Annotated in this window: 21 protein-coding genes; 9 read left to right on the top strand and 12 right to left on the bottom strand. The window is 48.1% G+C overall.

What is annotated here, in order from left to right; all coding sequences use genetic code 11:
• Nucleotides 1–140: 140 nt before the first annotated feature.
• Entirely contained in the window at nt 141–734 is a 594-nt protein-coding gene (locus tag BZJ21_RS12840) for an AhpA/YtjB family protein (RefSeq protein ID WP_077461824.1), read from the bottom strand.
• Nucleotides 735–865: 131 nt separating this feature from the next.
• Between BZJ21_RS12840 and serB the strand changes: the two genes are divergently transcribed.
• On the top strand, nt 866–1840 hold the full coding sequence (serB, locus tag BZJ21_RS12835) for a phosphoserine phosphatase (protein WP_077669975.1): 975 nt from the start codon (nt 866–868) through the stop codon (nt 1838–1840).
• On the opposite strand, the gene BZJ21_RS12830 is transcribed toward serB, so the two are convergent.
• Entirely contained in the window at nt 1837–4194 is a 2358-nt protein-coding gene (locus BZJ21_RS12830; RefSeq protein WP_077669974.1) for a PilZ domain-containing protein, read from the bottom strand. The genes serB and BZJ21_RS12830 overlap by 4 nt on opposite strands.
• Before the next feature lie 123 nt (nt 4195–4317).
• On the opposite strand from BZJ21_RS12830, the gene radA reads away from it, so the two are divergent.
• The gene (radA, locus tag BZJ21_RS12825; RefSeq protein ID WP_077669973.1) at nt 4318–5694 is read left to right on the top strand and encodes a DNA repair protein RadA; all 1377 of its coding nucleotides are present in this window, start codon (nt 4318–4320) and stop codon (nt 5692–5694) included.
• Nucleotides 5695–5709: 15 nt separating this feature from the next.
• Here the strand turns inward: radA and BZJ21_RS12820 are convergent, their stop codons facing one another.
• The 3 genes from BZJ21_RS12820 to ettA form a co-directional block, all read right to left on the bottom strand.
• Nucleotides 5710–6714 (bottom strand): peptidoglycan DD-metalloendopeptidase family protein, encoded by a 1005-nt coding sequence (locus BZJ21_RS12820; protein ID WP_021023648.1) that lies wholly within the window; start codon nt 6712–6714, stop codon nt 5710–5712.
• A gap of 48 nt (nt 6715–6762) precedes the next feature.
• A complete protein-coding gene (locus tag BZJ21_RS12815) occupies nt 6763–7143 on the bottom strand; it encodes a PilZ domain-containing protein (protein ID WP_021023649.1) in 381 nt (126 codons plus the stop codon).
• A gap of 209 nt (nt 7144–7352) precedes the next feature.
• Nucleotides 7353–9020, bottom strand: a complete 1668-nt coding sequence (gene ettA, locus BZJ21_RS12810; RefSeq protein WP_021023650.1) for an energy-dependent translational throttle protein EttA — start codon at nt 9018–9020, stop codon at nt 7353–7355.
• Nucleotides 9021–9227: 207 nt separating this feature from the next.
• Between ettA and sltY the strand changes: the two genes are divergently transcribed.
• Nucleotides 9228–11234: a murein transglycosylase gene (gene sltY, locus BZJ21_RS12805; RefSeq protein ID WP_077669972.1), complete on the top strand. Its 2007-nt coding sequence runs from the start codon at nt 9228–9230 to the stop codon at nt 11232–11234.
• Nucleotides 11235–11275: 41 nt separating this feature from the next.
• Complete coding sequence (gene trpR, locus BZJ21_RS12800) at nt 11276–11590, top strand: trp operon repressor (protein ID WP_025744414.1); 315 nt, start codon at nt 11276–11278, stop codon at nt 11588–11590.
• A gap of 99 nt (nt 11591–11689) precedes the next feature.
• Here trpR and yjjX read toward each other — a convergent pair whose 3' ends face one another.
• Both yjjX and BZJ21_RS12790 read right to left on the bottom strand, forming a co-directional pair.
• Entirely contained in the window at nt 11690–12205 is a 516-nt protein-coding gene (yjjX, locus tag BZJ21_RS12795; RefSeq protein ID WP_077461829.1) for an inosine/xanthosine triphosphatase, read from the bottom strand.
• Between the two features lie 5 nt (nt 12206–12210).
• Nucleotides 12211–13050 carry a sterol desaturase family protein gene (locus BZJ21_RS12790; RefSeq protein WP_077669971.1) on the bottom strand — a complete coding sequence of 280 codons (840 nt, stop codon included), beginning with the start codon at nt 13048–13050 and terminating at the stop codon, nt 12211–12213.
• A 343-nt stretch (nt 13051–13393) separates the two neighbouring features.
• Between BZJ21_RS12790 and BZJ21_RS12785 the strand changes: the two genes are divergently transcribed.
• The 3 genes from BZJ21_RS12785 (at nt 13394) to BZJ21_RS12775 (ending at nt 17162) form a co-directional block, all read left to right on the top strand.
• On the top strand, nt 13394–15301 hold the full coding sequence (locus tag BZJ21_RS12785) for a S8 family serine peptidase (RefSeq protein ID WP_201788225.1): 1908 nt from the start codon (nt 13394–13396) through the stop codon (nt 15299–15301).
• A 12-nt stretch (nt 15302–15313) separates the two neighbouring features.
• Nucleotides 15314–15718 carry a hypothetical protein gene (locus BZJ21_RS12780; RefSeq protein ID WP_077577098.1) on the top strand — a complete coding sequence of 135 codons (405 nt, stop codon included), beginning with the start codon at nt 15314–15316 and terminating at the stop codon, nt 15716–15718.
• Between the two features lie 199 nt (nt 15719–15917).
• Nucleotides 15918–17162 carry a dicarboxylate/amino acid:cation symporter gene (locus BZJ21_RS12775; RefSeq protein ID WP_077669970.1) on the top strand — a complete coding sequence of 415 codons (1245 nt, stop codon included), beginning with the start codon at nt 15918–15920 and terminating at the stop codon, nt 17160–17162.
• A gap of 45 nt (nt 17163–17207) precedes the next feature.
• On the opposite strand, the gene BZJ21_RS12770 is transcribed toward BZJ21_RS12775, so the two are convergent.
• Both BZJ21_RS12770 and BZJ21_RS12765 read right to left on the bottom strand, forming a co-directional pair.
• On the bottom strand, nt 17208–18266 hold the full coding sequence (locus BZJ21_RS12770; RefSeq protein WP_077669969.1) for an alanine/ornithine racemase family PLP-dependent enzyme: 1059 nt from the start codon (nt 18264–18266) through the stop codon (nt 17208–17210).
• Nucleotides 18263–19501 carry a DUF1611 domain-containing protein gene (locus BZJ21_RS12765; RefSeq protein WP_077669968.1) on the bottom strand — a complete coding sequence of 413 codons (1239 nt, stop codon included), beginning with the start codon at nt 19499–19501 and terminating at the stop codon, nt 18263–18265. Before BZJ21_RS12765 ends, BZJ21_RS12770 begins: the two co-directional genes overlap by 4 nt.
• Before the next feature lie 797 nt (nt 19502–20298).
• On the opposite strand from BZJ21_RS12765, the gene BZJ21_RS12760 reads away from it, so the two are divergent.
• Nucleotides 20299–21900: a hypothetical protein gene (locus BZJ21_RS12760; RefSeq protein WP_131826348.1), complete on the top strand. Its 1602-nt coding sequence runs from the start codon at nt 20299–20301 to the stop codon at nt 21898–21900.
• Nucleotides 21901–21992: 92 nt separating this feature from the next.
• Here BZJ21_RS12760 and BZJ21_RS12755 read toward each other — a convergent pair whose 3' ends face one another.
• Nucleotides 21993–22958, bottom strand: a complete 966-nt coding sequence (locus tag BZJ21_RS12755; protein WP_077669966.1) for a hypothetical protein — start codon at nt 22956–22958, stop codon at nt 21993–21995.
• A gap of 388 nt (nt 22959–23346) precedes the next feature.
• On the opposite strand from BZJ21_RS12755, the gene BZJ21_RS12750 reads away from it, so the two are divergent.
• Complete coding sequence (locus BZJ21_RS12750) at nt 23347–24021, top strand: inovirus Gp2 family protein (RefSeq protein WP_077669965.1); 675 nt, start codon at nt 23347–23349, stop codon at nt 24019–24021.
• A 76-nt stretch (nt 24022–24097) separates the two neighbouring features.
• Here the strand turns inward: BZJ21_RS12750 and BZJ21_RS12745 are convergent, their stop codons facing one another.
• Together BZJ21_RS12745 and radC are read right to left on the bottom strand one after the other, a co-directional pair.
• Nucleotides 24098–24658: a tyrosine-type recombinase/integrase gene (locus BZJ21_RS12745; RefSeq protein WP_077669964.1), complete on the bottom strand. Its 561-nt coding sequence runs from the start codon at nt 24656–24658 to the stop codon at nt 24098–24100.
• 175 nt (nt 24659–24833) lie between these two features.
• Nucleotides 24834–25337 (bottom strand): RadC family protein, encoded by a 504-nt coding sequence (radC, locus tag BZJ21_RS12740; protein WP_077669963.1) that lies wholly within the window; start codon nt 25335–25337, stop codon nt 24834–24836.
• Nucleotides 25338–25520: the final 183 nt, after the last annotated feature.

Below are 25520 nucleotides of genomic sequence, written 5' to 3'. Positions count from 1 at the left end.
ATTTATGCTGAATGGAAGTGTGCATGAGCCGTATACGAGGTCCGTATGTACGGTTCTGTGAGAGGGATGAGGCGGCAACGCCTCACCCTACTCGATGTTGCCTATCTCTAACTGATTAGATTGCCGACACTATGATGGCGTTACCAAGGCAGTATGCGTGATCGGTTGTCGCGCCGTAGTAGCATGGCCATCAATAGCGCGCCGAGAAACAGCGCCAGTCCCAGTAGGGCACGAAGCTCAGTAATGGTCGATTGGATCTGTTGTTTGGCATGATCAATCACCGATTGGTGTTCAAGCGTGAGGCGTAAAAAGCCGATAATATCGCCATCACGGCTAATGGGCGTCATTAATTGCTGTCGTCCTTGGCTTTCGAGTCCAAGCGGCGTGGTGAGGCCCACGGCGGTTTCAAGCGGCAACGCATGGGTAGAGCGGACAACGGGGCGCCCGTTAAGTTGATAAAAGCTGGCATCGCGAATCAAAGGCTCGGTCGCTAGCTGGTCGGCGAGGGTTTGCAGTGGCTGGTAATTTTTGTCGACCAATGCATCATAGGCTTGCGCGCCGATTTGACGTGTCATTAACTGGGCGAGCTGATCGGTTTGCTGATAAAGCGCTTGATACTGGCGTTGGCTTAAGGTCGTACTATAGAGCATTAACGCCGCAATGGCACTGAATGCACTGATCAGAATTCCCCACCGAGTGGTTCGCCGTAGCGCTTTGCGCGAAATTGAAAACATACCTACCTCAAAGCCGTCTTGACGGCGTAATTAGCACTGGAGCTGAGTACACTTTTTATGGTATCACAGCCTCATCTCGATTGTTTTATTGACGAGGCTCTGCTTGAGAGCTGAAAAGGAAAATACTGACCATGGATAAGGCTAAGCCCTTGGCAATTTACCGCGCATCCGGACTGTATCGTCGCTTTCCCACTGTTACCCGCACGCTTCCCTATCGTCGCCGAAACGGTGGCTGGATTCTCTTCGCTGAGACGATCAGCGTTGATCATTTAGACAATATTGCTTTTTTTACCGGCCACGTAGTCGACGTCATGGATGCGTGGTGTGTCGGCCCGTATCAGGTTTTATTAATGAGTGGTGAGCTCACGCCCGATCACCGAACCGTGATTGATGCTCTCGGATTAGATTGTGCAGATCTGCACGCATTGCCAGATTTAAGTAAACCTGGATTGGCTGTGTTTGATATGGACTCAACAGCCATTGAGGTTGAATGTATTGATCAAATTGCCGCACTTGCAGGTGTAGGTGAGGCGGTCTCGGCGGTGACAGAGCGGGCAATGCTCGGAGAGCTTGATTTTGAGGCGAGCCTGCGCCAACGTGTGGCTGCGCTTAAAGGTACAGATATTGCTGTTCTTGATGAGGTGAAAGCGCATTTACCGTTAATGCCAGAAATGGCGGCGTTAGTCGCAAGCTTAAAAGCACACGGCTGGTACGTGGCAATCGCGTCTGGCGGCTTCACTCACTTTTCTGATCACCTTCAGCATCAGTTAGGGCTAGATTATGCCGAATCAAACCAGCTTGGTGTTGACGAGGGGAAATTGACTGGCGACGTGGTAGGGGCTGTTGTTGATGCCCAGCGCAAAGCGGATATTTTAACCACACTGGCGCAGCAGTACGATATTGATCCTGAGAATACTTTAGCGGTCGGGGATGGCGCCAATGATCTGGCGATGATGGAGGCGGCTGGACTCGGCATTGCCTATCACGCCAAGCCAACCGTGAATGCTCGAGCACAAACCGCAGTGAAACATTGTTGGCTTGGGGGCGTGCTCTGCGTGCTCTCTGCGAGCTTGCGAGCGGGGAAAATTAGCTGGCAACCCCGTTAACGGCCCAAGCGCATCAATACTTCGTCGGTGACATCCACTAATTCACCGTACGCACACAGCGAGATAAATTCGTCTTCGAGTTGGCGTGCTTTATGGGTGTCACGCTTGAGTAGCGCCGATAATTGTGATGGCTCAATGTCTTGCTCTGCGTGAGTCAGAGGCGTCATGCGATTGCGTATCACGGCAAACGTGCCGCCTTTTTGTGCCAACTGAACGAATTTACGGCGTGCATCGTCCGATTCAAACTCGCTATCGGCAAAGGTATGTACCGCTCGCACTTTGTCGGCTTGGATATCTATCCACACAAAGTACTCACGGACTAATTCATTGAGCGGTTGCGATGGGCGAGTGACTTCATGGGTTCGCGTTAAAATTTTATCGCCGAAAACCGGATAAAAAGATAATTGACGTCCGCCACCCGCCCGTTCGAGAAAACGGTGTAAGCGGCTCGGTGGTAAGTTGATCCCAACAGCAGACACCGACAAAGCGCCATTATCTCGTTGGACAAAATAGGGCTGTACGGTCAAACGCGTCAGCAACAGCTGGTGCATGGCCCAAACCAGAGGCGGATCGGGTAAGCGTTCATCGAGTACCGTTAACTTATCCTGATTATGTTCAATCAATCGGCGTAAGTATTGTCGGCGCCGGGTATTTGGCGACTCGGTGGTCAGTTTTAGCTGAATATTGTCTCTTTTCGGACTCACTCGAATCACTTGATACGGCATATCGACCAAGGGAGCGCGCGGATCAATATTGACAAATGCATCGAGCGATACCGAGACAATATCATCTCTTGCCCCTTGAAACGGTTGCGTCAGCGTCACATTGAGTCCCCCAGAGGAAAAGTCAATCAGTTGACCTTTAAGAGGCCCTTGTTCAGCGTGAACCATTGATACTTCCGATCGATAAGCGTATCGGGGCTCCCGTCGTTGTGGCTGGCGATCGGATGAGATGAGCTGTGCACGGCAAACGGGGTTGCGCTGGTGTAAAAAACGTCGCAGGACCTGACTAGAGCATTGAGGTTTTGGGTGTTCAAGGTAACTGCGTCTTCCGTCGGCATGAGTGACATCTTGTACCAGCGCAACATGGGTCAGCGTTTTGAGGGTGTTAAGCCAATCGGGTGACACATCTTGGAGGCGTTCAATATCTGTCGCATTAATGGCAGACATCGTCACTTTAAACACGCGCCACGAGGCGCGCTTGGCTCCCAGGTGCCAAAAAAGCTGGCGCTCTTCTTCGCTCATTTCACTGGGAGAGGCGGAGTAGAAAAAACGCTGTTTGTTTTTTTCAACAGAAAAGCAGTACAGCAACAGCTGGCTGGTGGAGGCTCCGTCGAGTTGGAGCAGTGATAACCGTTCAGTGTTAAACAGGTGATTGATCACGGGTTGATTACGGTTATCGTGCCAGTAGGCCCATAGCTCCTGATTCTGTCGCGTTTGTAGCACATATTCCATTTTATCTTGTGCGAAATAGAGCGGTAACACACTGGTATGATGCAAAAAAGATTGCTCGTAACTTTGCAGTTTTAACGTGAGCAGTTTGTCTTCGCCATCTTGCTTGCCGCGAAAATCTGGCGCGGTCATTTCTGCTTCTAATGCTTGTTTTATCGCGTCACTGCTCGTGTCTAGCCGCAACCGCAGCCAGACATTGCTGGTCGAGTCTTTGTTGTCATCGACGCCGATAATCCGATAACTCAACCCCTGTTCAAGATCGGGGTCCGGGTATGTTTGTGCGAGAGTGGTAAAGCGAACCACCACCTCTGAGCTCGGTGGATAATCGAACGCAGCAGGCACACGAACCCGACAGCCCGAGTTCGATAAATCACTGGTCACTCCATGCACTTCATGGCCAGTGTTGAGCGTAATTAAGACTTGTGTAGCAAAATGAATGCGGCTTTCACTGCGTGATAAGTAATGACCAAATGTCAGCTTTTCGGGTAAGAGTGCCGACTGTGACGCATCGCTTACCGGCCCTTTTCCTTGCTGTTGGCGCTGTTTCTCTTTTTCGTGCTTCACCCGAAAGTTATTCGGTGTGTTATGCAAATCTTCCCATAATCCTTGGGTGAGTTGGCCGTTATACATAGGGAGACGATCGTAGTAGCGGTTAATCGCCACATCATCGAGCCAGTGCTTTTGACCGTGCAGGCTGTATTCGTGGCATTCGCCATCCACTTTCCCGCGTAAGTCGATGGCGCGATTGCATGGGGTCATCAGCCGTCTGATCTCCATTTTGATCAGCAGCTTTGCGGAGCTGGGCTCGTTAGCCGTGAGCTTATCGAGCAACACCTCAAATTTTGGGGTTTGGGACAGAGGAAGCAGTTGCTCAATCAGTCCCTGGTAATCATCCTGCTTCATGGCAAAGTCTGGTAAAGTAATCGCTTACTTTGTTAACGGCATCTTCTCTGAAAAGTGTCGGGATAATGAATAAGATAGCAATCATTTTGTGAATTAGCTGACATCATACGTATTGGAGAGCGAATGGCAAAAACAAAACGAGCCTACGTGTGTAATGACTGTGGGGCAGATTTTCCGCGTTGGCAAGGGCAGTGTTCTGCATGCGGGGCGTGGAACACGATTACCGAAGTGAGGTTAGCGGCCTCGCCTCAAGTCGCACGCAATGAAAAATACGCCGGTTATACCGGCAGTGCCGAGGGTGTCGTACAAACCTTACAAGATATTAACCTGCAAGAAGTACCGCGTCTAAGCAGCGGTTTTAAAGAGCTTGATCGGGTACTCGGTGGTGGGATTGTGCCGGGGGCGGCAATTCTTATCGGTGGTAACCCTGGCGCGGGTAAAAGTACCTTACTATTGCAAACCATGGTGGGCTTAGCACACCATTTTCCGACACTGTATATCACCGGGGAAGAATCGCTCCAACAAGTCGCGATGCGGGCTGACCGACTCGGGTTACCCAAAGATAAGCTTAAGTTATTGTCTGAAACGGGCGTTGAAACCATTTGTCAGGTTGCGAAAAAAGAACAGCCTAAGATCATGGTGATCGACTCCATCCAGGTGATGCATGTCGCCGAGGTGCAATCGGCTCCTGGGAGCGTGGCACAAGTCCGTGAATCTGCCGCCGCCTTAACCCGTTACGCCAAACAAAACAATGTGGCCATTTTTATGGTCGGACACGTGACCAAAGATGGTTCACTGGCAGGCCCGAAAGTGCTTGAGCATTGTATCGACTGCTCGGTGTTATTGGATGGATCGAGCGATAGTCGCTTTCGCACTTTACGCAGCCACAAAAACCGTTTTGGGGCGGTGAATGAGCTGGGCGTGTTTGCCATGACAGGTCAGGGATTGAAGGAAGTGAGTAATCCGTCGGCGATTTTTCTCTCCCGTGGTGAGGAGCAAACTTCTGGCAGTTCGGTCATGGTCATCTGGGAAGGCACGCGCCCATTATTGGTCGAAATACAGGCGCTGGTGGATTATTCGCAATTGGCTAATCCCCGTCGGGTGGCTGTGGGGTTAGAGCAAAATCGTCTAGCGCTGTTATTGGCGGTGTTACACAAGCACGGCGGGCTGCAAATGTCTGATCAAGATGTGTTTGTGAATGTGGTTGGTGGCGTCAAAGTGACTGAGACCAGCGCGGATCTGGCCTTGTTGCTTGCGTTGATCTCAAGCTTTAGAGACCGGCCTTTGCCAAGAGAATTAGTCGTGTTTGGCGAAGTCGGTTTGGCCGGTGAAATTCGCCCGGTACCCAGTGGGCAAGAGCGGTTAATGGAAGCGGCGAAACATGGCTTTAAAAAAGCGGTTGTCCCTAAAGCCAATATGCCCAAACAGACGCTTGAAGGCATGACCGTGTACGGTGTGAGCAAGTTGTCAGATGCGTTGGCAGTATTAGAAGAGTTATAGCGGCGGTTGCTTGAGCTACATAGCGGCATTAGCCGGGGCGCGATCATCCTCTGCGTCACGCTGCTGTGCGGTGCTTAACGGTGGGTTAGGGGCGGGCATATTGGCGACTTGGACCTGGGTCTGGACCAAGTTTTCAACCACTGCGACCAAATGTCCCCAGCTCACGCGTTTTTCGTTTTCGAGTAAGGAATCGAACTCTTCAGTGCTCCATTTTATAAAGCGACGTGGGTCAAGAGCGCGGCCCAAAAAGCGCACTTCATAATGCAAATGCGGGCCAGTTGATAATCCGGTGTTGCCCGACCATGCAATTAAATCCCCTTTTTTCACAAATTGCCCGCTCCGGACATTGAATTTATCCAAATGGGCATAGAGTGTCATAAAGCCAAAGGCGTGGTCGATTTTGATAAAGTTACCATAGCCTTTGCGGCGGCTGGGACGGACATATTCGACGACGCCATCCGCGGGGGCATACACCGGCGTGCCGACGTCTGAGGTCAAATCTAAGCCCATATGGAATTTTTCTTTCCCTGTCACAGGGTGAGTTCGTGAGCCATATCCCGAGGAGCGTCGGTAGCTTTCAAGCGGTTTACCATTCGGGATTAGCTGGAGCATGGTGTAACGCACCGCTGAGTTAATCGCTGCGACATCGAGACGGTGAGTGAGCGAGGCGTCTTTGGCCACTGATTCTAGCCCGAGCATATCTTCAACCGTGACCACGCGTTGTGTCAGGGCGGTGAGTTCAACATCTTTGTTCTCGATGGTTTGTGACAGCGCATCACGTTTTTGTTGCAACATCGCCACCTCGTTATTTAAGGTCGCGCGCTCTTGGCGTAATCGTTCAACAGCCGCTTCGGCCTCGGTCGAACGCTCAGAAAGCAGGTACAGGCTAGCAAAGGTGATGGTGAGAGCCGCGAGTATCACTAATGCAAGGGTTTGCACGACCTTTTTACGGGTCGGGCAGAGGGTATAGTGTTTCACCCCGTTCGGGTGCGTTACGGCAATATGGATATGGTCTGTCATGACTGGTTACTGCTGGCCTGCATTAAATACCGTCCATGACCGTGCGGATTAAGCGTTCGGTTCCGCCATGTGGTCAGTCAATTGCGCAAGCTCGCGATGAAGCAGTTCATCGTTACCCACGTTCAGTTCAACGAGCCTTTTTAAATGACTGGCGCTATCAATGTCAATGTGATCGATGTAAAGATGGAGATAATTTTCGCAGTTATTTACCAGAATGCAGTCCATGTCTAATTCTACATCCGAGTCATGGAGGTAAAACACCAGTAGAAACGCGTTATGTTCGGGATCAGCTTGCCAGTTCTCAGGACGGCTGAGCAACACGCCTTTGAGAGATAGATCCAGTACCTGTGCGTGCCACTGCTGCTCGTTTTGTTTGAGTATTGCCGGCACACGATACATGACGCGGGAAAATTTTCTACGCTCTGTCATGATGACATCTCCTCATTCACTGTCTCTAGTGTAGGTGATATGGGGCAATCACAATACTGATTTAGTGGTTTGTCTCACATTTAAAACGTTTTCGTGGTTCTGCTGAGCTAAGTACAGGCGGCAATACGGTTTATCGAGATGACGAGTGAGAAGATGAAGAGTGGGAAGGTAAAGGGCAGCCGTCGCTGCCCTTACCGTGGTATGCGTCATTATTTGACTGCACGCTTGTACTTGATCCGGTGCGGCTCCGCCGCTTGTGCACCCAGTGTTTTTTTCAACCAATCGGTGTATTCAGCAAAGTTACCTTCAAAGAAGTTCACTTGGCCTTCATCTCGATAGTCAAGAATATGGGTCGCGACACGGTCAAGGAACCAGCGGTCGTGCGAGATCACCATGGCACAGCCTGGGAACTCTAAGAGTGCCTCTTCAAGTGCACGGAGCGTTTCCACGTCCAAGTCGTTAGTCGGTTCGTCAAGGAGCAACACGTTACCGCCAGCTTTTAGCAATTTGGCGAGGTGGACGCGGTTACGCTCACCGCCTGACAAATCACCAATGCGTTTTTGTTGGTCACTGCCTTTAAAGTTAAACCGTGACACATAAGCGCGTGCCGGTAACTCAAAGTTATTGATGCGAATGATGTCCGCCCCTTCGGAGATCTCATCATAGACGGTGTTATTATCGTCCATACTGTCTCGGAACTGATCGACCGAGGCCAGTTGTACGGTATCGCCTACTTCAACGGTGCCGCTATCTGGGGTTTCTGTGCCACTGAGCATCTTAAATAGGGTTGATTTACCCGCGCCGTTCGGACCAACAATACCGACAATTGCCCCTTTGGGCACGCTAAAGGATAAGTCATCGATCAAGATGCGATCACCAAACGACTTGGTCAGATTATTGACCTCAATGACTTTTTCACCCAGACGTGGACCTGGTGGGATAAACAGCTCGTTGGTCTCGTTACGGCGTTGATAGTCCGTGGTGTTGAGCTCTTCAAAGCGGGCCATACGGGCTTTTGATTTCGCCTGACGGCCTTTTGGATTCTGGCGAACCCACTCAAGCTCTTTCTCAATGGTTTTCTGACGCGCTTTTTCTTGCGACGCTTCTTGCTTTAACCGTACATCTTTTTGTTCGAGCCAAGATGAGTAGTTGCCTTCCCACGGAATACCTTCACCACGGTCAAGCTCAAGAATCCAGCCTGCTGCATTGTCGAGGAAGTAACGGTCGTGCGTAATGGCAACGACGGTACCGGAGTAGTCGACTAAGAAACGCTCAAGCCATGCAACGGATTCAGCGTCTAGGTGGTTAGTTGGCTCATCAAGCAGCAGCATGTCGGGCTTTTCGAGTAGCAGACGGCAAATAGCAACACGACGACGCTCGCCCCCTGAAAGGTGCTTGATTTGCGCATCCCACTCGGGCAAACGCAGTGCATCTGCTGCACGCTCCAACGTATTATCGAGGTTATGCCCGTCTTTAGCTTGGATCAGTGCTTCGAGTTCACCTTGCTCTTGCGCTAAGGCATCGAAGTCGGCATCTGGATCAGCGTAAGCGGCATAGACACCATCGAGACGCGTTAATGCATCTTTGACGTCACCGACCGCTTCTTCAACGGTTTCCCGGACTGTCTTTTCTTCATCCAGCTTCGGCTCTTGCGGGAGATACCCGATCTTGATCCCGGGTTGCACACGGGCTTCGCCCTCAATCTCGGTATCGATACCGGCCATAATGCGCAATAGGCTCGATTTACCGGCCCCGTTGAGACCCAACACCCCAATTTTGGCGCCTGGGAAGAAACACAAAGAAATATCTTTAAGAATTTGACGCTTAGGTGGCACGATCTTGCTCACCTGCGACATGGTATATACGTACTCAGCCATTTCTGCTCACGTTAATCGTTGTGGTATAAAAAACGCTATTCTAACGTTAACTTTGCCAAGTTTAACAGTGATTGTCATATTCGGTCACTAATATGGCGAGACGTGCCGACAAACAACGCTTACCACCTACAGGGAATTTGCGGGCGGAGCTGTTGTCTACTCGGTGTTACACAGTCGGTGTTGCATACAATAGGAGCGATCTTTGACATGGAACGATTCATCGCATTATCCGGGCCAATCAAGTCAGCATATCGAGCGGCTTTTCGTCACGCCCGTGCCTTCTTTCCTGTATGGGTGTCAGGGTTCGTGTTGATTTCCAGCTTATCAGTCCCGATGGTTGAGGCTTCCGCCAGCCCTGATAGTCGTCAAATGACACCGCACCAGCGCCAGTATGAAGCGGCAATCGATGCGATTGAAAGCGGTGATTTGCATCAGTTTCAGCGCTTAAAAGCACAACTGCGTGATTATCCTTTGTATCCGTATCTCGATTATCGTGATTTCACTCGTAATCTTTCTAAAAAGCCTCACCACGCGGTCACTAACTTTATTCAGCGTTATAGCACTATGCCATTCGCGAATAGTTTGCGTGCGGATTATCTCACCCTGTTGGCGGACAGAGGAGATTGGAAGACCTTGATCGCGTTCCAGTCTGATGTGCCACGGAGTGATCGTTATCAGTGCCAATATTATTATGCGCACAGTCAAGCGGGGAATCAGGCTTTAGCGCGCAGTGGCGCCAAATCGCTCTATTTGTCGGGTCAATCCGTGGATAGCAGTTGCAATGACTTATTTGATTTTTTATCGGAACAAGGGCTGCTGACCGGTGACTTGATATTGCAGCGTATGCTTCTAACATTCGATGCGCGCAACCGCAGTTTGATGCGTTATTTGTTACGCCAGTTACCCGAGGCGGATCGTGCGGTTGGCAAGCAGGTGTTGGACTTATATGACCAACCTGAGAACGTGGCCGACTTTTCGAAGCGCAGTTATGTGACGCCGTTTAATCAAAAACTGACTCGCTTGGCGTTTGAGCGTTTGGCTCGCAAGGATGAAGCGCAAGCCATTCGCCATTTTCGTCGCACGGTCGAGGGGCAGCATTACGATAAACGAGAGCGACAAGACATTGCCGATTACTTGATTGGCCAATTAATGAATGATGACGAGCCTGCATTGGCTGGCTGGCGAGATCGTATGCTGCGTCAGAGTCATGATGATGGTTTATTGGAAAGACGGTTTCGCCTTGCACTTATCGAGGGTGACTGGCACGCGCTGGATCAGTGGCGCGCATTGCTCAGCGAAGCGGCTCAGCAGTCTTTAAAGTGGCGGTATTGGCAGGCGAGAATCAAGCTAGAGCTTGGTGATAGTGCGTCAGCAAATCAAGCATTTGCTTCCATGCTTGGTGAGCGTAATTTCTATAGCGTGGCAGCGGCGCAGCATTTAGATAAACCGATTTCAATACCCTCACGCACAGCAGTCCTGAAAGAAGCAGGGTTAATGCCGATCAATGATGTATTGGCAAGAGTGAATGAGCTTATCGCGCTCGATAAAATCTATGCGGCTAAGCGTGAATGGTATTATGTATTACAACGTGCTAGTGATGAGCAGATTGCCTTACTGGCGGCCTATGCCAATAAAAAACATTGGTACCACTTCGCGGTTCAAGCCACGATTGCGGGAAAAATGTGGGACCATTTGTCACTCCGCTTCCCGTTAGCACACCAGTGGTGGTTTGAGTTTTTCAGCCGCGAGCGTGGCGTAGACAAAACCACACTGATGGCCTTATCGCGTCAAGAGAGCGCCTTTTTTACCCGTGCAGTGTCCCATGTGGGTGCAAGAGGCTTGATGCAATTAATGCCAGGCACGGCACGCGAAACCTCTCGTCAGTTGGGATTTGATTATCAAGGCCCTGCTAGCTTGAGTGATCCGGGCGTTAATATTCGTCTTGGCAGCGGTTACTTAAAAATGATGTTAGATCGTTTCGACAGTAATCGTATCTTGGCATTCGCGGCCTATAACGCCGGCCCGCATCGTGTGTCGCGTTGGTTGGAACGATCGCAAGGTCATATGGATGCGATTGCTTTTATTGAGTCGATTCCGTTTTACGAAACGCGCCATTATGTGCAGAACGTCTTGATGTTCGACATTTATTATCGTCAGCTGTTAGGTGAGCCGGTGCAATTTTTAAGTGCGCACGAGCTGGCTCAGCGCTATTGATGTTATCATTGCTGTCATCACGTAAAGAGCGAGAGGAAACCATGTCGCAATCGCCTGCATTCTCTGGTTGGCAAGATGTTATTTCTTTAGTGCGTTTAGCAGGAAAAGACGATAACGATGATGCATTACTGACAGCACTACTGACGCCTGATGAGCGAGATACTCTGGTCGCTCGGATCAATATCTTGCATGAATTATTAGAAGGCAGAATGAGTCAGCGCCAGCTCAGTCAGTTACTTGGGGTAGGGATCGCGACCGTGACCCGAGGCTCTAACGAATTAAAGCGGATGGATGAAGATACCAAAATTTGGCTCGCCGACTTGCTCAAGCGCGAGGCGGAGCAAACCCGCTCTTGATCCCCTGTCTATCAAACAAAAACGGAGCCCACGGGCTCCGTTTTTAGCGCTGGGTTTTTAGCGCTGGGTTTTTAGCGCTGGGTTTTTAGCGCTGGGTTTTTAGCGATAAAGGTGTGGATGCATAAACGGGATCAGTGCCATGATCAAAGCTTGATGATACACGCTTGATCGCGTTAATCGGTGTCCGGTAAGCATACCGATGGCGCCCCCTTTTTGTTTTACATTTTGTTGGCTAAACATTCGATCCATCACATCACCGAGCTCCTCGCCTTGATGCAATGCCTTGAGGGCGTCTGGTGGAAGGGGAAGTGACGCTGAGCGTGCTTCGCCGTGCGCGTCGTCTTTTGCTATGATCATCCAAGCAAAGGTATGTTGGCCATCCAAGCCGGCTTCTATCCCCACATAATAATCGCCTTGATAACGTCCTTGTGCATGCCGAACCCGATTGCATGCGCCTGAATAGGTTTCTTTCTCTGTCATGGGTTGGTCGGCGACATCACTGGGTACGGACACGCCGGTAAACGTGAAGTCGGTATTGGGAAAAACGTCATAAAATGCTGCTTTAACGGCAGAAATTTTGGCAGGGTTTTGTGAGGTGACGATTACGTGGGTCATACGCCCTAGCGCTCCTTATCATGTTGGTAGGCGCGCTGCAGTATACGCCAGCGTAAAGGTAAGCGCAGCATGCCTATTATGCGACTCGCATCATTGGCTTGCGCCACTTCATTTAAGCCAATTCGCATTCCCTGATGCCCTTTGCGAGGCTGAGCAACATAGGTATTAAACCAGCGATCCCAGCAAGACAAATTAAAGCCATAGTTGGCATTGCACTCATGAAAACGAGTGGAATGATGAACGCGATGCATATCGGGCGTGACGACGATACGGCGCAGCCAGTCATCGAGACGCAGCGGTAAACGGACGTTGCTGTGGTTAAACATCGCCATGCTGCTTAATACGGTTTCAAACAGAATCACGCCTAAAACAGGGGCACCTAATAAGGCTACCAGTGCACATTTTATCGCCATTGAAAGCCAGATTTCGACGGTGTGAAAGCGCGCGCCAGTGGTGACATCAATATCCATGTCGGCATGATGAACCAAGTGTAATCGCCATAACCAAGGGAGCTCATGGAACAGCTTGTGTTGATACCAAATCGCCAAATCCATGACAATTAGCGTGAGGACTACCGTTGCCCAAAGCGGCAAAGAGAGCTGATTAAGCAGTCCCCACCCTGATTTATCGACAAGGCTGGCAACACCAACTGCTGAAAGCGGTGCCAGTAGCCGAAGCGTTAGCGTATTAAATGCGGTGAGCGCAATATTGCCCCGCCAGCGTTCACGTCGAGTACGGGTTAACTGACGTTTGGGCCATTGCCACTCGGCGACCAGCATGATCACGAGTACGAGCACGAATAGACCAAGTCGAAATCCCGCTTCATGTGTTTCAATCCAGTTCATTATCGCTCCTTGTTCGCCTTTATATTACGCGAAAAGCAGATAATACGTTTAGTCAAACAGCAAAAATTGCCGAAGTGGTTACGATGGTGGATGGGGCAGCATCAATAGGTTTATGGTTGGGCATAGGCTCAGGGATTCTTTTACATCACACGCCTTGAATATGAATGTAACGTAAACGTTAATTTTGCTGGCCTTGTTCAACGAATTAGATTACTTGCTCTAAAAATTAGGCACAAGATCACGTTTATACTAATAGCCTGTTTCTATTGAGTTTGTTTCTTTTTACTAATGATGAGTATCTCATGAATGAGACATCTCTCGTTAGTGTAAAAAGGAATGATAAATGCACAAACATAGCTCTCTTGCGCTCATTATCGGCGCGCTCTTTCATACCTCCGGGGCTTGGGCGATGGCAAAAGTGCCTGAACCCGTTGAACCACCGACGGAACCAGACTCACAAGCCTGTATTGTGTTAACAGGAAGTGAACCTATCGATATTGGGCGCACCAGCGCCGAGCGCTGTCTACCGGGCGACGATCCTTTTACCGCAGAGCAATGGCATTTGCTAAATAGGGGACAGAATGCATTTGCTCGCGAAGGAGGGCAGCCAGGTAATGACTTAAATCTTTGGTGGGCTCATCGACAAGAGATTTTAGGCCAAAACGTCAATGTCGCCGTGGTTGATGATGGGTTAGAGATCGCACACCCTGATCTAGTGGCGAATATGCGTGCAGGAAAATCTTACGATTTCGTTGATCGTGATGACGATCCGACGCCTGAAGGGTGGAGCAATCGAAATACAGCTCACGGCACTTCGGTGGCCGGTATTATCGCGGCGGCGCGTGATAACGGCTTGGGAGGGATGGGTGTTGCACCGCTTGCCAATCTACAAGGCTATAATTACCTGGCATATCAGAGCCAAAAAGCATGGGAGATCAGTCACGGGCGGGAAGGTTATTCAGATGATGTCCGAGTCTTTAATCAAAGCTATGGTGGCTCAGGGGTGCGCAGCTATCCTTATAGTGATGATCCTATGAGCTATGATGGTCGCCAAAATGCCCAATACAAGACAATGACCACGGAAGCTTTTGGTGGGCGTGGCGCAGTATTTGTTAAGTCAGCGGGAAATGGCTTCAGTCGCACCTCGTTTAACCGAGAGCGATTTGGTCCTGTGGGTAATAATAATGGATTGCCATGGCAAAACAGTAACCAGTCATCCAGCAACGCAAATTATTGGAATGTGACGGTCAGTGCCTTGAATGCAGATGGCAAACGATCGTCGTACTCTTCTGTCGGTAGCAACGTATTCTTGACGGCTCCAGGAGGCGAATACGGCACCAATAAACCCGCACATATCACCACAGATTTGACCGGTTGTACCATGGGCTATAACCGCAATGATCGTATTCCTTATGATTCGCATGACCTACACGGTGGCACGGAAATAGACAACACGTGTGACTTTAATAGCGTCATGAATGGCACATCATCGGCTGCACCAAACACCTCGGGTGCGTTCGCGCTACTAATGTCGGCCTATCCGAACCTTTCCCAGCGTGATATTCGCCATTTGTTAGCGACGACGGCTACACGTGTGGATACGAATAGTGATGATGTACGCTTAAGCTACCAAACGGCACAAGGGCAGATTCGCACTGTCACGGGACTAGAAGGTTGGCAACAAAACGCGGCAGATCGTTGGTATAGCCCAACCTATGGGTTTGGCTTAATTGATGTCAATGCGGCGCTTGAGGCGGCAAATACGTATCAACCTTTGCCTGAGCAAGTGTTTACGGATTGGGCTTGGTCTTATCACAACCAAAATGGTGACACAGGGCTACCGATTGCTGACGCAGGAGTAGCCGCCACCGCCGATAGCGTGCGAGTGACAGATGACCTCACTATTGAGGCGGTGCAAGTACGTAGCTCAATTGATCATAGCCGTATGTCCGATTTGTTGATCGAGCTCGAATCGCCATCTGGCACACGCAGCGTGCTTATGTCGCCGCGTAACAGCATGTTATCGAATGCGCTGGATAGCACTTATCCAGAGGGTTTTACCGATCACTTAATGCTCAGCCATAAATTCAATAGCGAAAGTTCAGCGGGTCAATGGACGTTACATGTTACTGACACCGATGGTGAAACACGTCAATACAGCTTGGGAGGGGAAGTGAAATCCCTACCCAATAACAGCGCTGATGGCAAACTAATGCAATGGTCATTGCGTGTTATTGGTCACCGCGGTTAATAGGAGAAAAGTATGAAAAAGTTAATTGCAGTAATCGCAGCGATGGGGCTGACAATGAGTGTCCATGCCGCTACGGTTGAATTAAATGGTGACCGCTATGTTGTGGTCGATACGGCCGATAATGCTCGCAATATGAATGGCGAGCAAATGGGGGTGATGGTCGGTGACAAGGTTGCCTTGTCTGCTCAGAGCACACCATTAACAGTCACTGGTTCTATTTTGGTGAAAGCGAGTCAAGCACGAGCGGATCAACTCGCTGACCAATATGGTCTGGATCTGGTGAGTTATATGGATGGTGTCGCGTTGCTCGAAGCCAGCCCGGGAGTGAATGTATCGGCGCTGGAAAAAGCACTCAATCAATCACTCGAGACGCCGGTCAACCTTGAACTCAATCCTCAAAACCAGCAGCCTCAGTAATTCGTGTACTGCGAGCCCGCCAATCACTGGCGGGCTTTTAATCGCATCCAACCAACGATTTTGTTACTAGATATTCCAGAATGTTCATAAATTTTACATGAGTTAAACGCCTCATCTTGCTATGATTTTCCGCCATTAAATCCCAACAAACTAGACAAAACATCAGCATGTAGATCCGTCTGCAGCGAGGGAAAAGACGATGTGGAAAAAAGTTAAACATTCTTTACCATTGCAAATTGCATTGGCAGCAGCACTGGCTTGGCTGGTGGGGACTGTATTTGGTCCCATAGAAAATGCGGAGCAGACCACTTGGTATCCATTGCTCATGTTGGCCAAAGTCAGTTATATCGGTTTACTGAAAGCCGTCGTCGGCGTGATGGTGTTGCTCTCGCTGCTGGAAGGGATCAGTAATATTGGCAACGTTGTCCGCTTAAAACGTCTCGGTGGTGCCACCCTTTTGTTCTACGGTTTTACCACCACCATAGCGATTATTCTGGGACTTGGCGCAGCGTTACTGATGCCAGAGTGGCAAACGCTTAACAGTGCGCCACCGGTGGATGAGAGCATCAGCTTTATCAATCAAGATGCGGTAGGAGCTGGCGCGATTGCCACCAAGCTTTTTAACATGGCGTTAGTGAATCCCGTTGAGGCGCTAAGCAGTGGTAATCTACTTGCGATTGTCGTTTTCACCATTTTGTTTGGTATTTCACTGATTGTAGCTTTGCCGGAAAAACACCCGCTATTTGATACCATTCGTGGTTTAAACCAAGGTATTAACACGCTGGTGGCCGGAATCATCAAACTGGCGCCGTTCGCCGTTTTTGCGATTGTCTTTCAGTTTTCGCATCAAGGAGACAATGACTTATTTGGTCAGCTGTTTAGCTTCGCGGCTTTAGTGTTTGCTCTGACGATGGTACATGGCGTCATTGTATTGCCGCTGATCGCACGTGTCGCGGGAGGCGTTGGTTTTATCGCTTTATTTCGTGCAATCTCTGCGCCTCTGGCGATGGCATTTGCTACCTCATCAAGCGCGGCAACACTGCCGGTATCTATGCAGGCAGCCAAGGAAGAGCTCAAGATCACCCCATCTACGGCGAGCATGGTATTGCCTTTGGGGGCGGTGATGAACATGGATGGCACCGCGCTGTTTGAAGGGATTGCTGCCGTGTTCCTTGCGCAATTGTTCGGGATTGATTTGTCTACGACCGGTATTGTGATGATCTTCATTATGGCGATGGTGTCGTCGGTGGGCGCGCCAGGGATGCCATCGGGCTCGATGTCTGGGATGCAGTTGGTGCTGCTGGCAGCGGGGATCCCGCTTGAAGCCATCGCTATCTTGCTGATCATTGAGCGCCCGCTTGATACGTTCCGTACCGCAGTCAACGTGCAAGGTGACCTGATTGGCGCCACGGTTATCGATAAATGGCAAAAGCGTGTAGGTTAATCTTGCTGTTACCCGCTTAAGAACAGGATGCGATGAAGCTAGCGGCTATCGATAAACTTTATCGACAAACTCGGACGTCATGGCTGAAAGAAAAGCACTATAGTCCAACCCAAATGTGACGGTTTCACCGACCGCTAGCATTTTTTCTGGTGTCTCAACCATTAAATGATCACTGCATGATGAAACGATTGTCATGCCGCTGGGAGGATGTAATCCGTCAATACATACATCCTGTCGGCCTAAGGCAAGAATGGCCTGGTTGACCTGACCTCTATTTTGTAGGCTGATGGTTTCACCAAAGGCATTAACGCCTCGTTTTCCCCATGGATATGAGGGTTTTTGGCTCGACTCTATGACCTCGGCTGTTAATGTGATCGCTGTGGATGATAAGCCCGATATTTGTGGCTGATTTTTTGGGACTAGGCCTAAAAATATTGCTTCGCCAAGCCGTAAATGGTTAATACGGGTTTGGCCTTGATGGGCTAGTACCCAATTAATCGAGCCCGAGTTACCGCCCGAAATGATGTCTAGCCTTATCGAAAACGTCGTCTCGATGTGTTCAGCAAGATCCGATAAAAGCTGCATATTGATATCGTCTGGCTCAACACCGTATCGGCAGGTTAAATTCGTACCTATGCCTTTGAGTGTAATGTTGGGCAGTTTAATGACATCGTTGATCAGATTAATAAGGTTGTCGGGCATGACACCTTCTCTTAAATCTCCCAGCTCAACCATAATGATGATCTGATGAATACGATTACATCGCCCAGCGGCGTCAGAGAGTTTTTGGATCACTGCAATTTCAGTATTCAGACTGATATCGCAGTCAATGACGACGCGCTCTATTTGGCTTAGCATCGGGGAACGTATTAATAGAGTGGGTACCGTGACACCTGCCTCTCTCATCCGTTTTATATTATCTACTCTTGAGTCAGCGAGCATCGTTGCGCCGGCATTAATGAGCGTATTGGCAATGATAGGGTGGCCCAAACAGCTTTTGGTCACGGGAGTGACAGTCACGCCTTTTAAAGTCAGTTGTTCAATCAGCCGTTGGGTGTTGAGGGATATTTTAGCGCAATCGAGTTCTATTTTTGGGTAGCTCACTGCTTTGCTTCAATTTTATCTTCTAGCAGTGGGAACGCTGAAAGTAGGATCTGTACTAATTGCTCTTTCGGTTGCGATAAGGGATCGGTGACCGGGAGTTTAAGTTCATGTGTATACGCATTGATATAAGATAAAGTCTCTCCCATCGACATCCCCTCGTGGTTGAGAGTGATCCCAATGACATGCGTATTGGCAAATGTTTCGATCAGGTTAATTTCGCTTGCGAGCGTCGGTATCGCCATGTTGGGAAAATCGACACGATACAGGCGTTTCGGTGCATGCTGTAAGATAACTGCGGTCGGGCAACTTCCTCGCAGTATGAATGAGCTCGTGGAAAAGGCTGGATGACTCAGAGCACCTTGGCCTTCCACTAAAATAATATCTGGGTTTTCTTGGGTGTAGGCATCGACGATCACGGCCTCCAATTCGCCAGCACAAAATTGAGAAGGAACAGCATCGAGTGCCACACAATAACGTTCACCCTGAATAATACCGGTTTGTCCGGTGGCGATCATGACGACGTTTAACCCTACCTTTCTGAGCTCTTGAGCCAATATTGTCGTAGTGGTCCGTTTCCCGAGCGCACAATCTGTTCCCAAAATAGCGACAATGGGACAGGTCACACTATGGACTTGCCCAGTAAATGTTTTTAACGCCTCTTTTTTCTTGGGTTTGCGAATATCCAGTATGTGGACGTTGTTCTTCTTGCTCGCATCAACAAAAATGGCATCGTCATTGAGAAATTCATGTAAACCATTAACGATATTGAGCCGTTTTGACATGGCGTCGAGGATGACATTTTTATCTAAATCAGACAGTAAGCCTGTGGACGGCGCGACACCAAAAATAAAATAATCTGGTCGTGTAGGTTCATGATGTAAAGCCTCTTCGAGGTCGGCGAAAATAGGGATGTTGTTTTTGGTTTTGTCGAGAACGTCGCCCGCGTCTTTGTTTGCAAGGGAGCTGTCTATAACGGAGAGAATACGATATTTTTGAGAGTGTCGGACAAGACCATTGGCAGTTTTCCCATCAATTTTACCAAAATGACCTTCACAATAAACAATTGCCGTCGGGGTTAATGCCCCTTGGCTCTCGATTAACCTCTCTTGGCTCTCGAGTAATGTTTCTTGGTTATCGAATCGAGTCGTTGGTGATGCTAAATCGACGTCTTCGTGCGACGTTTTACCTGCTACTAATCGAGTTGGAGTGTGTGCTGATTTTGGTGATACGGACATTATTGAAGCCTGGTTAGGCTTAGAAGGGCCGCTAAGGATTGCCGAGTCTTTCGCCCGGTAAAGAAAAGAGCTCCTACTAAGCTGTAGGAGAGAACTAAACAGTAGCACAGTTTCTGAGAAGGCAAAGGGTTATTTGTTTAGGGACGAGTTTTTAGGCAATAAAAAAGACGCCCTAAGGCGTCTTTTCCAATCGATTGGGCTGGCGTAACTTGAACTGTAATTATAAGTTCATGTATTTATTGATTTTTTACAGTTTGACTTTAATTAGGTGTACCATTGGGTGTATCTAAAGTGCAGGCTGTGTGCTTAGGCTCAGTATAAAAGGCACCTACTCACCACGTTTAAGGTAATGCTTGTAAGACATGGTACCAGGTAGTGACACCAGCTTTGTGTACTCAAAGACACGGCCGTCTCTTGGCAAGTTGATGGATAAGCAGAGAATAGATCTACATTTTATTAACGACTAGTGATAGCCATAAATGATGTTCAATGCTTATACGCTACCTTCAGCGAAAACCCGATAAACGCTCCGTCTAGAACCTTCAGAAACAGTCGCGCACCGATGTTATGATGATAGTATAGGACTTTTAATTCTATTAAGTAATAAATATGTACTTTTTATAACTATAGGTGATGTTATCATAGAGTTACTAACAGAAAAACAATACTATTTCCTTCATCGCCGTTATGTTTGGATTAGTTGGCCTGCTATTGTCATCTCTGCCGCTAGCTCGTGGCATCCTTTATTCCTTTTCTTTTCTTGTATACCAATCTGTAATTGGTTGCGAGTTCATTATTTGTTACCCCACGAATCTGCCTGGTTAAGTGAGGCTTGGACTCAAACAGAACAGCTCAACTTCAACCAAGCGCTTGCCACATTAACTAGAGAGCCTGCTTGCTCAGGATATAGTGCAAAGCTCAAAGCAAGAATGTTGCAAGTTCGTATATTGCTCAGAATGGGCGACCATTTAAAAGCTCAGAAAACTTTAGCGACAATTGATACCACTGCGCTACTTAAAAGGGAGTCTATACGGCTAGATGGTTTGCGCGCCTTTTTCTATCAATGTACTGGGGATGTGAAGTCATTTTACCAGGCAGTAGAAAAGTTTGCCGATGCCGATATAAGCATAGATACTGAGTATACATTATTAAAAGCTGATGCTTTATTGACTGAAGGATCGATTGAGGCGGCGAGAGAGTGCTTAGAGAAGAGAATCAATGGCACGCAAACCCCAGAAAGTTTATATAAACTTTACAATAACTTAGCGCAATGCGATGACAGGTTTGGCCTTAGGGAACAGAAGTTAACTCACCTGCGGCAAGCATGGCGAGAATGGAAAAAGCGTCCTGAGCCGAACGCTATTGAGTACCTGATTCATAACCTAGCTATAGAAATGGTGCGGAATAGCGAACTAAAAAACGCAAAGGAGCTTCTCAACGAAGTCTTATCGCTTATTAATCAATCACAGCCAGAACAAATCTTGATGTGGCATAACGTCGTAATCGATACAGCGCGTGAAGCGCAAAGTGTTGAATTACTAAAAGTGGCTTACGCAACATTCGAAGAACACTTTCCTCATTGGAATTGCACCGCCGCACAAAAGCTGACGGTCAAAATCACTAGGCTTCGAATGTACTTTAATGATGGACTACAGTCAGATACTAAGGACTTTGTTGCGCAGATAGGAGAAATTTTTGATGAACTCTATCTGTTGAGTGCATCAGAACAGTTATCTGCTTTGAAAGAAATTAGCCATAATATCACGCAAGTCATCCTTACCAACAAGGGCCAACGATCTGTAATTGCGGAACTTAATGGCCTGTTAGATCGTTGTGATTCGATTGCTATTGCGCTGAGTGATACTGTTAAAGCTCAACTTGAGACACTACCGCCCGCGCTAGTGAACCAGCGTATACACTGGCTTGGTCTGCAACATTACCTTGAAAAAATTCGTATACGTCAAAGTACTGCAAGCTTCCCCAAGCAGGCACTGGAAAGCCTGTTCAAATGCCAAAAGGAAAGTGCAGAGTTACACCAGAGTAAGAGGATTCATCGCGTAGCTATTCACGCATGGATGATTATTTGTGACGAATACGTTGCCTATCTTGACCAGTTTTTCTCTCATAAGCCATCGTGGGCGATTGACCTAAAAGAACAACATCAAGATACGGCTATCTCTGCGCTTTATGCAGCCGAAGAAATCCTTAATGAACGAAGAGTCTCCGGCGGCTTTGAGGAGGTAATGGTCGGTGTCGCTTATTTTTACTTAAAGCTCTTTGATGATAAAGCCGCTGCTCAGTACTGGATGTCACAGTTTGACGAAGGAAACTGGAGCCTACAGCATTATGCGCAGTGGTTCCGAGATATGTATTCCTGGGTAAAGTCGGTAACTGGTTAAGTTACATTTTTCTGTCCAGTTTATGACCAAAGGAGTCAATCATTCGGCTCCCTTTCTCGTTAACTCTCATCGTTGACCTAGAGCTCCACCACTTACTCACTCTCCAGTATGTCCAAGATCTCGTCCCAATCCAGAATGGTAATGAGTTTTTTTATGACGTCCTGGGGAGTGCTTTGAGTCTCTTCAGCCAGTTTGTCGAGCTTATCAAGTACTTCATTTTCTATTTCTAGTGTGTCTCCTCTTTGTTTATTTCTAGACTTCTTTGAGCTCCAGGTGCTCCTGAATCTATCGATGAACTTTTTTTTATCGCTTTCAGGGATGAGATCATAAACCGCTACAAGGACTGACTTCCTATCCTCAGTGCTAGACGGTGTCCAAGTGTACTTTATTTCTTCCTTTTTTTGAATGTGTTCATAAGCCCATGTAAGCTGATTGTGGTGGCAGCCATCTAACCATTTTATCATTTCATTCCGTTTGCTGTTTTTAAGCCACTCACTTTTTAAGTGGTTCGATAATATTTTCTCTTCCTTCTCAGAATAGGGCGAAAAAATAAAACAGCTCTCTATTTGTTCTCTTTTTTCTTCTGTCGTGTTTGGGCGTTTTTCTTTTAGGTATTTGTCATCTAGCTCAAGAGTTATGGGTGTAAAATTTTCGATTATTATTCCTTTCTGGGGCTCCTTGTGCCTCAAAATCATTACCCGTTTTTTTGAATTTTTTCTTATGTAGCACCACAGCCAGTTTGTTTTTCTATCTTCATCGCAAAGGTTCTTGATGTCATAATTTTTTAACTTTTCATCATGTAGTTTATCCTTTGTTCTTTTTAGAAATCTTCCGGTTTCCTCTAGACTGTATTTTCTTTCTTTATCGATTATGACAGAAAGAAGCTTTATTGCTTTATCGAGTGTAGGCTGACTTTCAATGTCGGCGGTTACGCTTTTCCTCCTTTCAGGCCCTAGCTCTATGAGACCTTCCTCGAGGATTTTACCCCAAAAGAAAGCTAACTCTCTTTCCGTATGTATAGCTGTCGAAAGATGTGTATGTATGACTTGTTTTTGCATGTTAATCAGCTTGCTTGTTCTTTTAGCCCCGTTTTATCACCTTCTTCATGTGATAAAAAGTGAGTTTTTCGCCTCTCGTTCTTAGTGTGATTGTGATCACAAAAAGTGTCATTTTTTGCCTTTTGGGTGACAATAATGTGCATAAAACGGCATTGGGGTTATGCTCGCCTTTGGGGGTGGCTCATAACTTCCACATGCTCAGATCGTCGGTGACAGAGGGAGAGGCTAGGTTGGCTGGTGGGTGACATGGTCACAGTGTGAGGGGGTGTTGTCGGTATAGTAATATACGTATTAGCTCTTCTCTTCATATACCCATTACCAGTAAAGAAGATAAGGTAAAAAATAATATAACCAGTGTTCCTTTGTAGTACTCACAGAGGAGCATGAGATGGACACAAATACCTACAAAGACTTTCCTATCCTTCTACCTATCAATGAATGTAAGGCACGTTACTTAGAGAAAATACGCAATATGTTAGCTGATGGTTATCAGGACTATAATAACCTCACTGTTGCTCGTCTTGACTTAAGGTTTCCAGCTACTGATGACTCTGATGACTTTCTGAAACGTGATGAGGCCCCCTCCTTCGAGCGATGGAAAAAAGGCACGATTAAACGATTTGTTCGAGCTATTGAATTAGAAATGGCAAAGCAAGAGTGTGAGAAGCGAGCGAAGGGTAAGCGGGTGCATCGTTGTAAGGTGCGATATGCTTGGGCAAGGGAGCGTAATCATTCACACAACGATCATTATCATTTCGCGTTGGTATTAAACAAGGATAGGTTTTATTGCTGGGGGAAGTTTGAGAACGTCGAATGCGGTGATGGTTTATATAATATCATTGTCCGTGCCTGGGCGAAGGCAATCGGCCTGTGTAACAATCAAGCGATGGGGTTAGTGCATATCCCTGATAATAGCATTTACTACCTTCACGGTCGTCCTGAGAGCTCTGAGCGCGCTGAGCAGGAATATAAAGATATATTCTATCGACTAAGCTATTTAGCCAAAAAAAGAACCAAGCGTCGCAACGAGGGGTTTCGTTGCTTTGGCTCTAGCACCAAGTAAATCGTGCACAATCGTTTTTTATTGATGATATATATTTAAAATCCCGTCGGCCGTACTGTCATGGTGCGGCCTTACCTCATATCTCTAAGGCAATAAAATCATTGTCGACATCCTCCTGTGTAATACCAATATAACGAAGCGTGATGCCTTCTGAGGTATGGCGCAGCATTTTCATCACCCGACCAATATCTTTTGTGGCTTGATACAGCATATAACCGCGTGTTTTTCGCATTGAGTGCGTCCCTAACGAGAGGTTGAGCTCTTGCCCAACCTGTTGAAAGGCCAGAGTAACAGCGCGCCGAGAGAGCGGTTTAGGAGGCAACTGCTTAATCTGCTGACAGCGGTGAGATTGAAACAGGTAGACGTGGTCAGGATGGTCTACCCGTATCTTTTCAATGCGAGCCAGTGTTTTGGGGTTGAGCTGGATATCAGCAATCTTACCTGTCTTACGCTCTTTGATTCGCAATCGGTCACCGTGGATATCGTCGAACCGAATAGCAAGCAGATCGGAGATACGTAACGCCAGGTTTAACCCGATATACCAGACGTCGGCCATTTGGCGATGATAACGAATACTCAATAGGTGGCCGATAAGCTGAACAGTCTCAGCATCTTTGATGGCTTGAACTTCTGACATGGCTCACTTCCTTTTTTCTTCACAGATGGAGGTTTTGAGAAGCACAGCACGACAGCGACAGCCGGACCCTTGTTGCGCCTGGGTTGGCTGCTTCCCGTTTTAACATAATGAGAAGCAGGGAAAGGTATCGCTGCCTGTGTGCATGTGTGACGTGTAAAAATGGGCTGTGAAGCCGCTACACGACTGGGATCCAGCCTCGCTCGGCGAAAGACACACAGTCTTCACCAACAACCACATGATCTAAAACGCGAACATCAATAAGGCCCAACGCCTTGATCAACTTGTCAGTAATATGACGGTCTGCCTGTGAAGGCTCGGAAATCCCCGAGGGATGGTTGTGGGCAAAGATAACGGCGGCTGCATTGTGACTCAGTGCCGCTTTTGCCACTTCGCGTGGATAGATAGACGCGGCATCAATGGTGCCAAAGAACAGGATATCGAACTGGATCAGCCGATGTTGGTTATCCAGCAGCATCAACGCAAACACCTCACGATCGTACGCGCCGAGTTTGAGCTTTAAGTACTCCATCACGTTTTTAGGGCTCGTGAAGGTGCCTTCGCGTTTGTACTTTTGGGCCAGCGCTTCGGCCGCGTGCTCTAAGAGCTGATTCAAATCAGATGGCTGATGGGCAGGGTAGTTGTCTGCAGGGGTAAACAGGGGAGTGTGTGATGTACGCATAGGGAGTCTCCTTTTAAGTGATTGATGTGGCTATGCGTATCGATGACATATATCTGAAATCAGGTTGGTTAGGGGAGTGGGTGCAAGGTAAGCGGTTAATAAACCCCACATACCCATAAGACACGGGCTTTGCCATAGTACCTTTTTGAGCGGAGGTACCATGAAACAAGCACAAAAACGCGC

The organism is Salinivibrio costicola subsp. alcaliphilus (genome assembly GCF_001996185.1).
Lineage (GTDB): Bacteria > Pseudomonadota > Gammaproteobacteria > Enterobacterales > Vibrionaceae > Salinivibrio > Salinivibrio costicola.
Note: the sequence above shows the minus strand (reverse complement) of the source record. Positions and strands in the feature narration are given on the sequence as shown.

Coding starts and splice junctions, on each gene's coding strand:
- BZJ21_RS12840 (WP_077461824.1), bottom strand. CDS start 734: ATGTTTTCAATTTCGCGCAAAGCGCTACGGCGAACCACTCGGTGGGGA.
- serB (WP_077669975.1), top strand. CDS start 866: ATGGATAAGGCTAAGCCCTTGGCAATTTACCGCGCATCCGGACTGTAT.
- BZJ21_RS12830 (WP_077669974.1), bottom strand. CDS start 4,194: ATGAAGCAGGATGATTACCAGGGACTGATTGAGCAACTGCTTCCTCTG.
- radA (WP_077669973.1), top strand. CDS start 4,318: ATGGCAAAAACAAAACGAGCCTACGTGTGTAATGACTGTGGGGCAGAT.
- BZJ21_RS12820 (WP_021023648.1), bottom strand. CDS start 6,714: ATGACAGACCATATCCATATTGCCGTAACGCACCCGAACGGGGTGAAA.
- BZJ21_RS12815 (WP_021023649.1), bottom strand. CDS start 7,143: ATGACAGAGCGTAGAAAATTTTCCCGCGTCATGTATCGTGTGCCGGCA.
- ettA (WP_021023650.1), bottom strand. CDS start 9,020: ATGGCTGAGTACGTATATACCATGTCGCAGGTGAGCAAGATCGTGCCA.
- sltY (WP_077669972.1), top strand. CDS start 9,228: ATGGAACGATTCATCGCATTATCCGGGCCAATCAAGTCAGCATATCGA.
- trpR (WP_025744414.1), top strand. CDS start 11,276: ATGTCGCAATCGCCTGCATTCTCTGGTTGGCAAGATGTTATTTCTTTA.
- yjjX (WP_077461829.1), bottom strand. CDS start 12,205: ATGACCCACGTAATCGTCACCTCACAAAACCCTGCCAAAATTTCTGCC.
- BZJ21_RS12790 (WP_077669971.1), bottom strand. CDS start 13,050: ATGAACTGGATTGAAACACATGAAGCGGGATTTCGACTTGGTCTATTC.
- BZJ21_RS12785 (WP_201788225.1), top strand. CDS start 13,394: ATGCACAAACATAGCTCTCTTGCGCTCATTATCGGCGCGCTCTTTCAT.
- BZJ21_RS12780 (WP_077577098.1), top strand. CDS start 15,314: ATGAAAAAGTTAATTGCAGTAATCGCAGCGATGGGGCTGACAATGAGT.
- BZJ21_RS12775 (WP_077669970.1), top strand. CDS start 15,918: ATGTGGAAAAAAGTTAAACATTCTTTACCATTGCAAATTGCATTGGCA.
- BZJ21_RS12765 (WP_077669968.1), bottom strand. CDS start 19,501: ATGTCCGTATCACCAAAATCAGCACACACTCCAACTCGATTAGTAGCA.
- BZJ21_RS12755 (WP_077669966.1), bottom strand. CDS start 22,958: ATGCAAAAACAAGTCATACATACACATCTTTCGACAGCTATACATACG.
- BZJ21_RS12750 (WP_077669965.1), top strand. CDS start 23,347: ATGGACACAAATACCTACAAAGACTTTCCTATCCTTCTACCTATCAAT.
- BZJ21_RS12745 (WP_077669964.1), bottom strand. CDS start 24,658: ATGTCAGAAGTTCAAGCCATCAAAGATGCTGAGACTGTTCAGCTTATC.
- radC (WP_077669963.1), bottom strand. CDS start 25,337: ATGCGTACATCACACACTCCCCTGTTTACCCCTGCAGACAACTACCCT.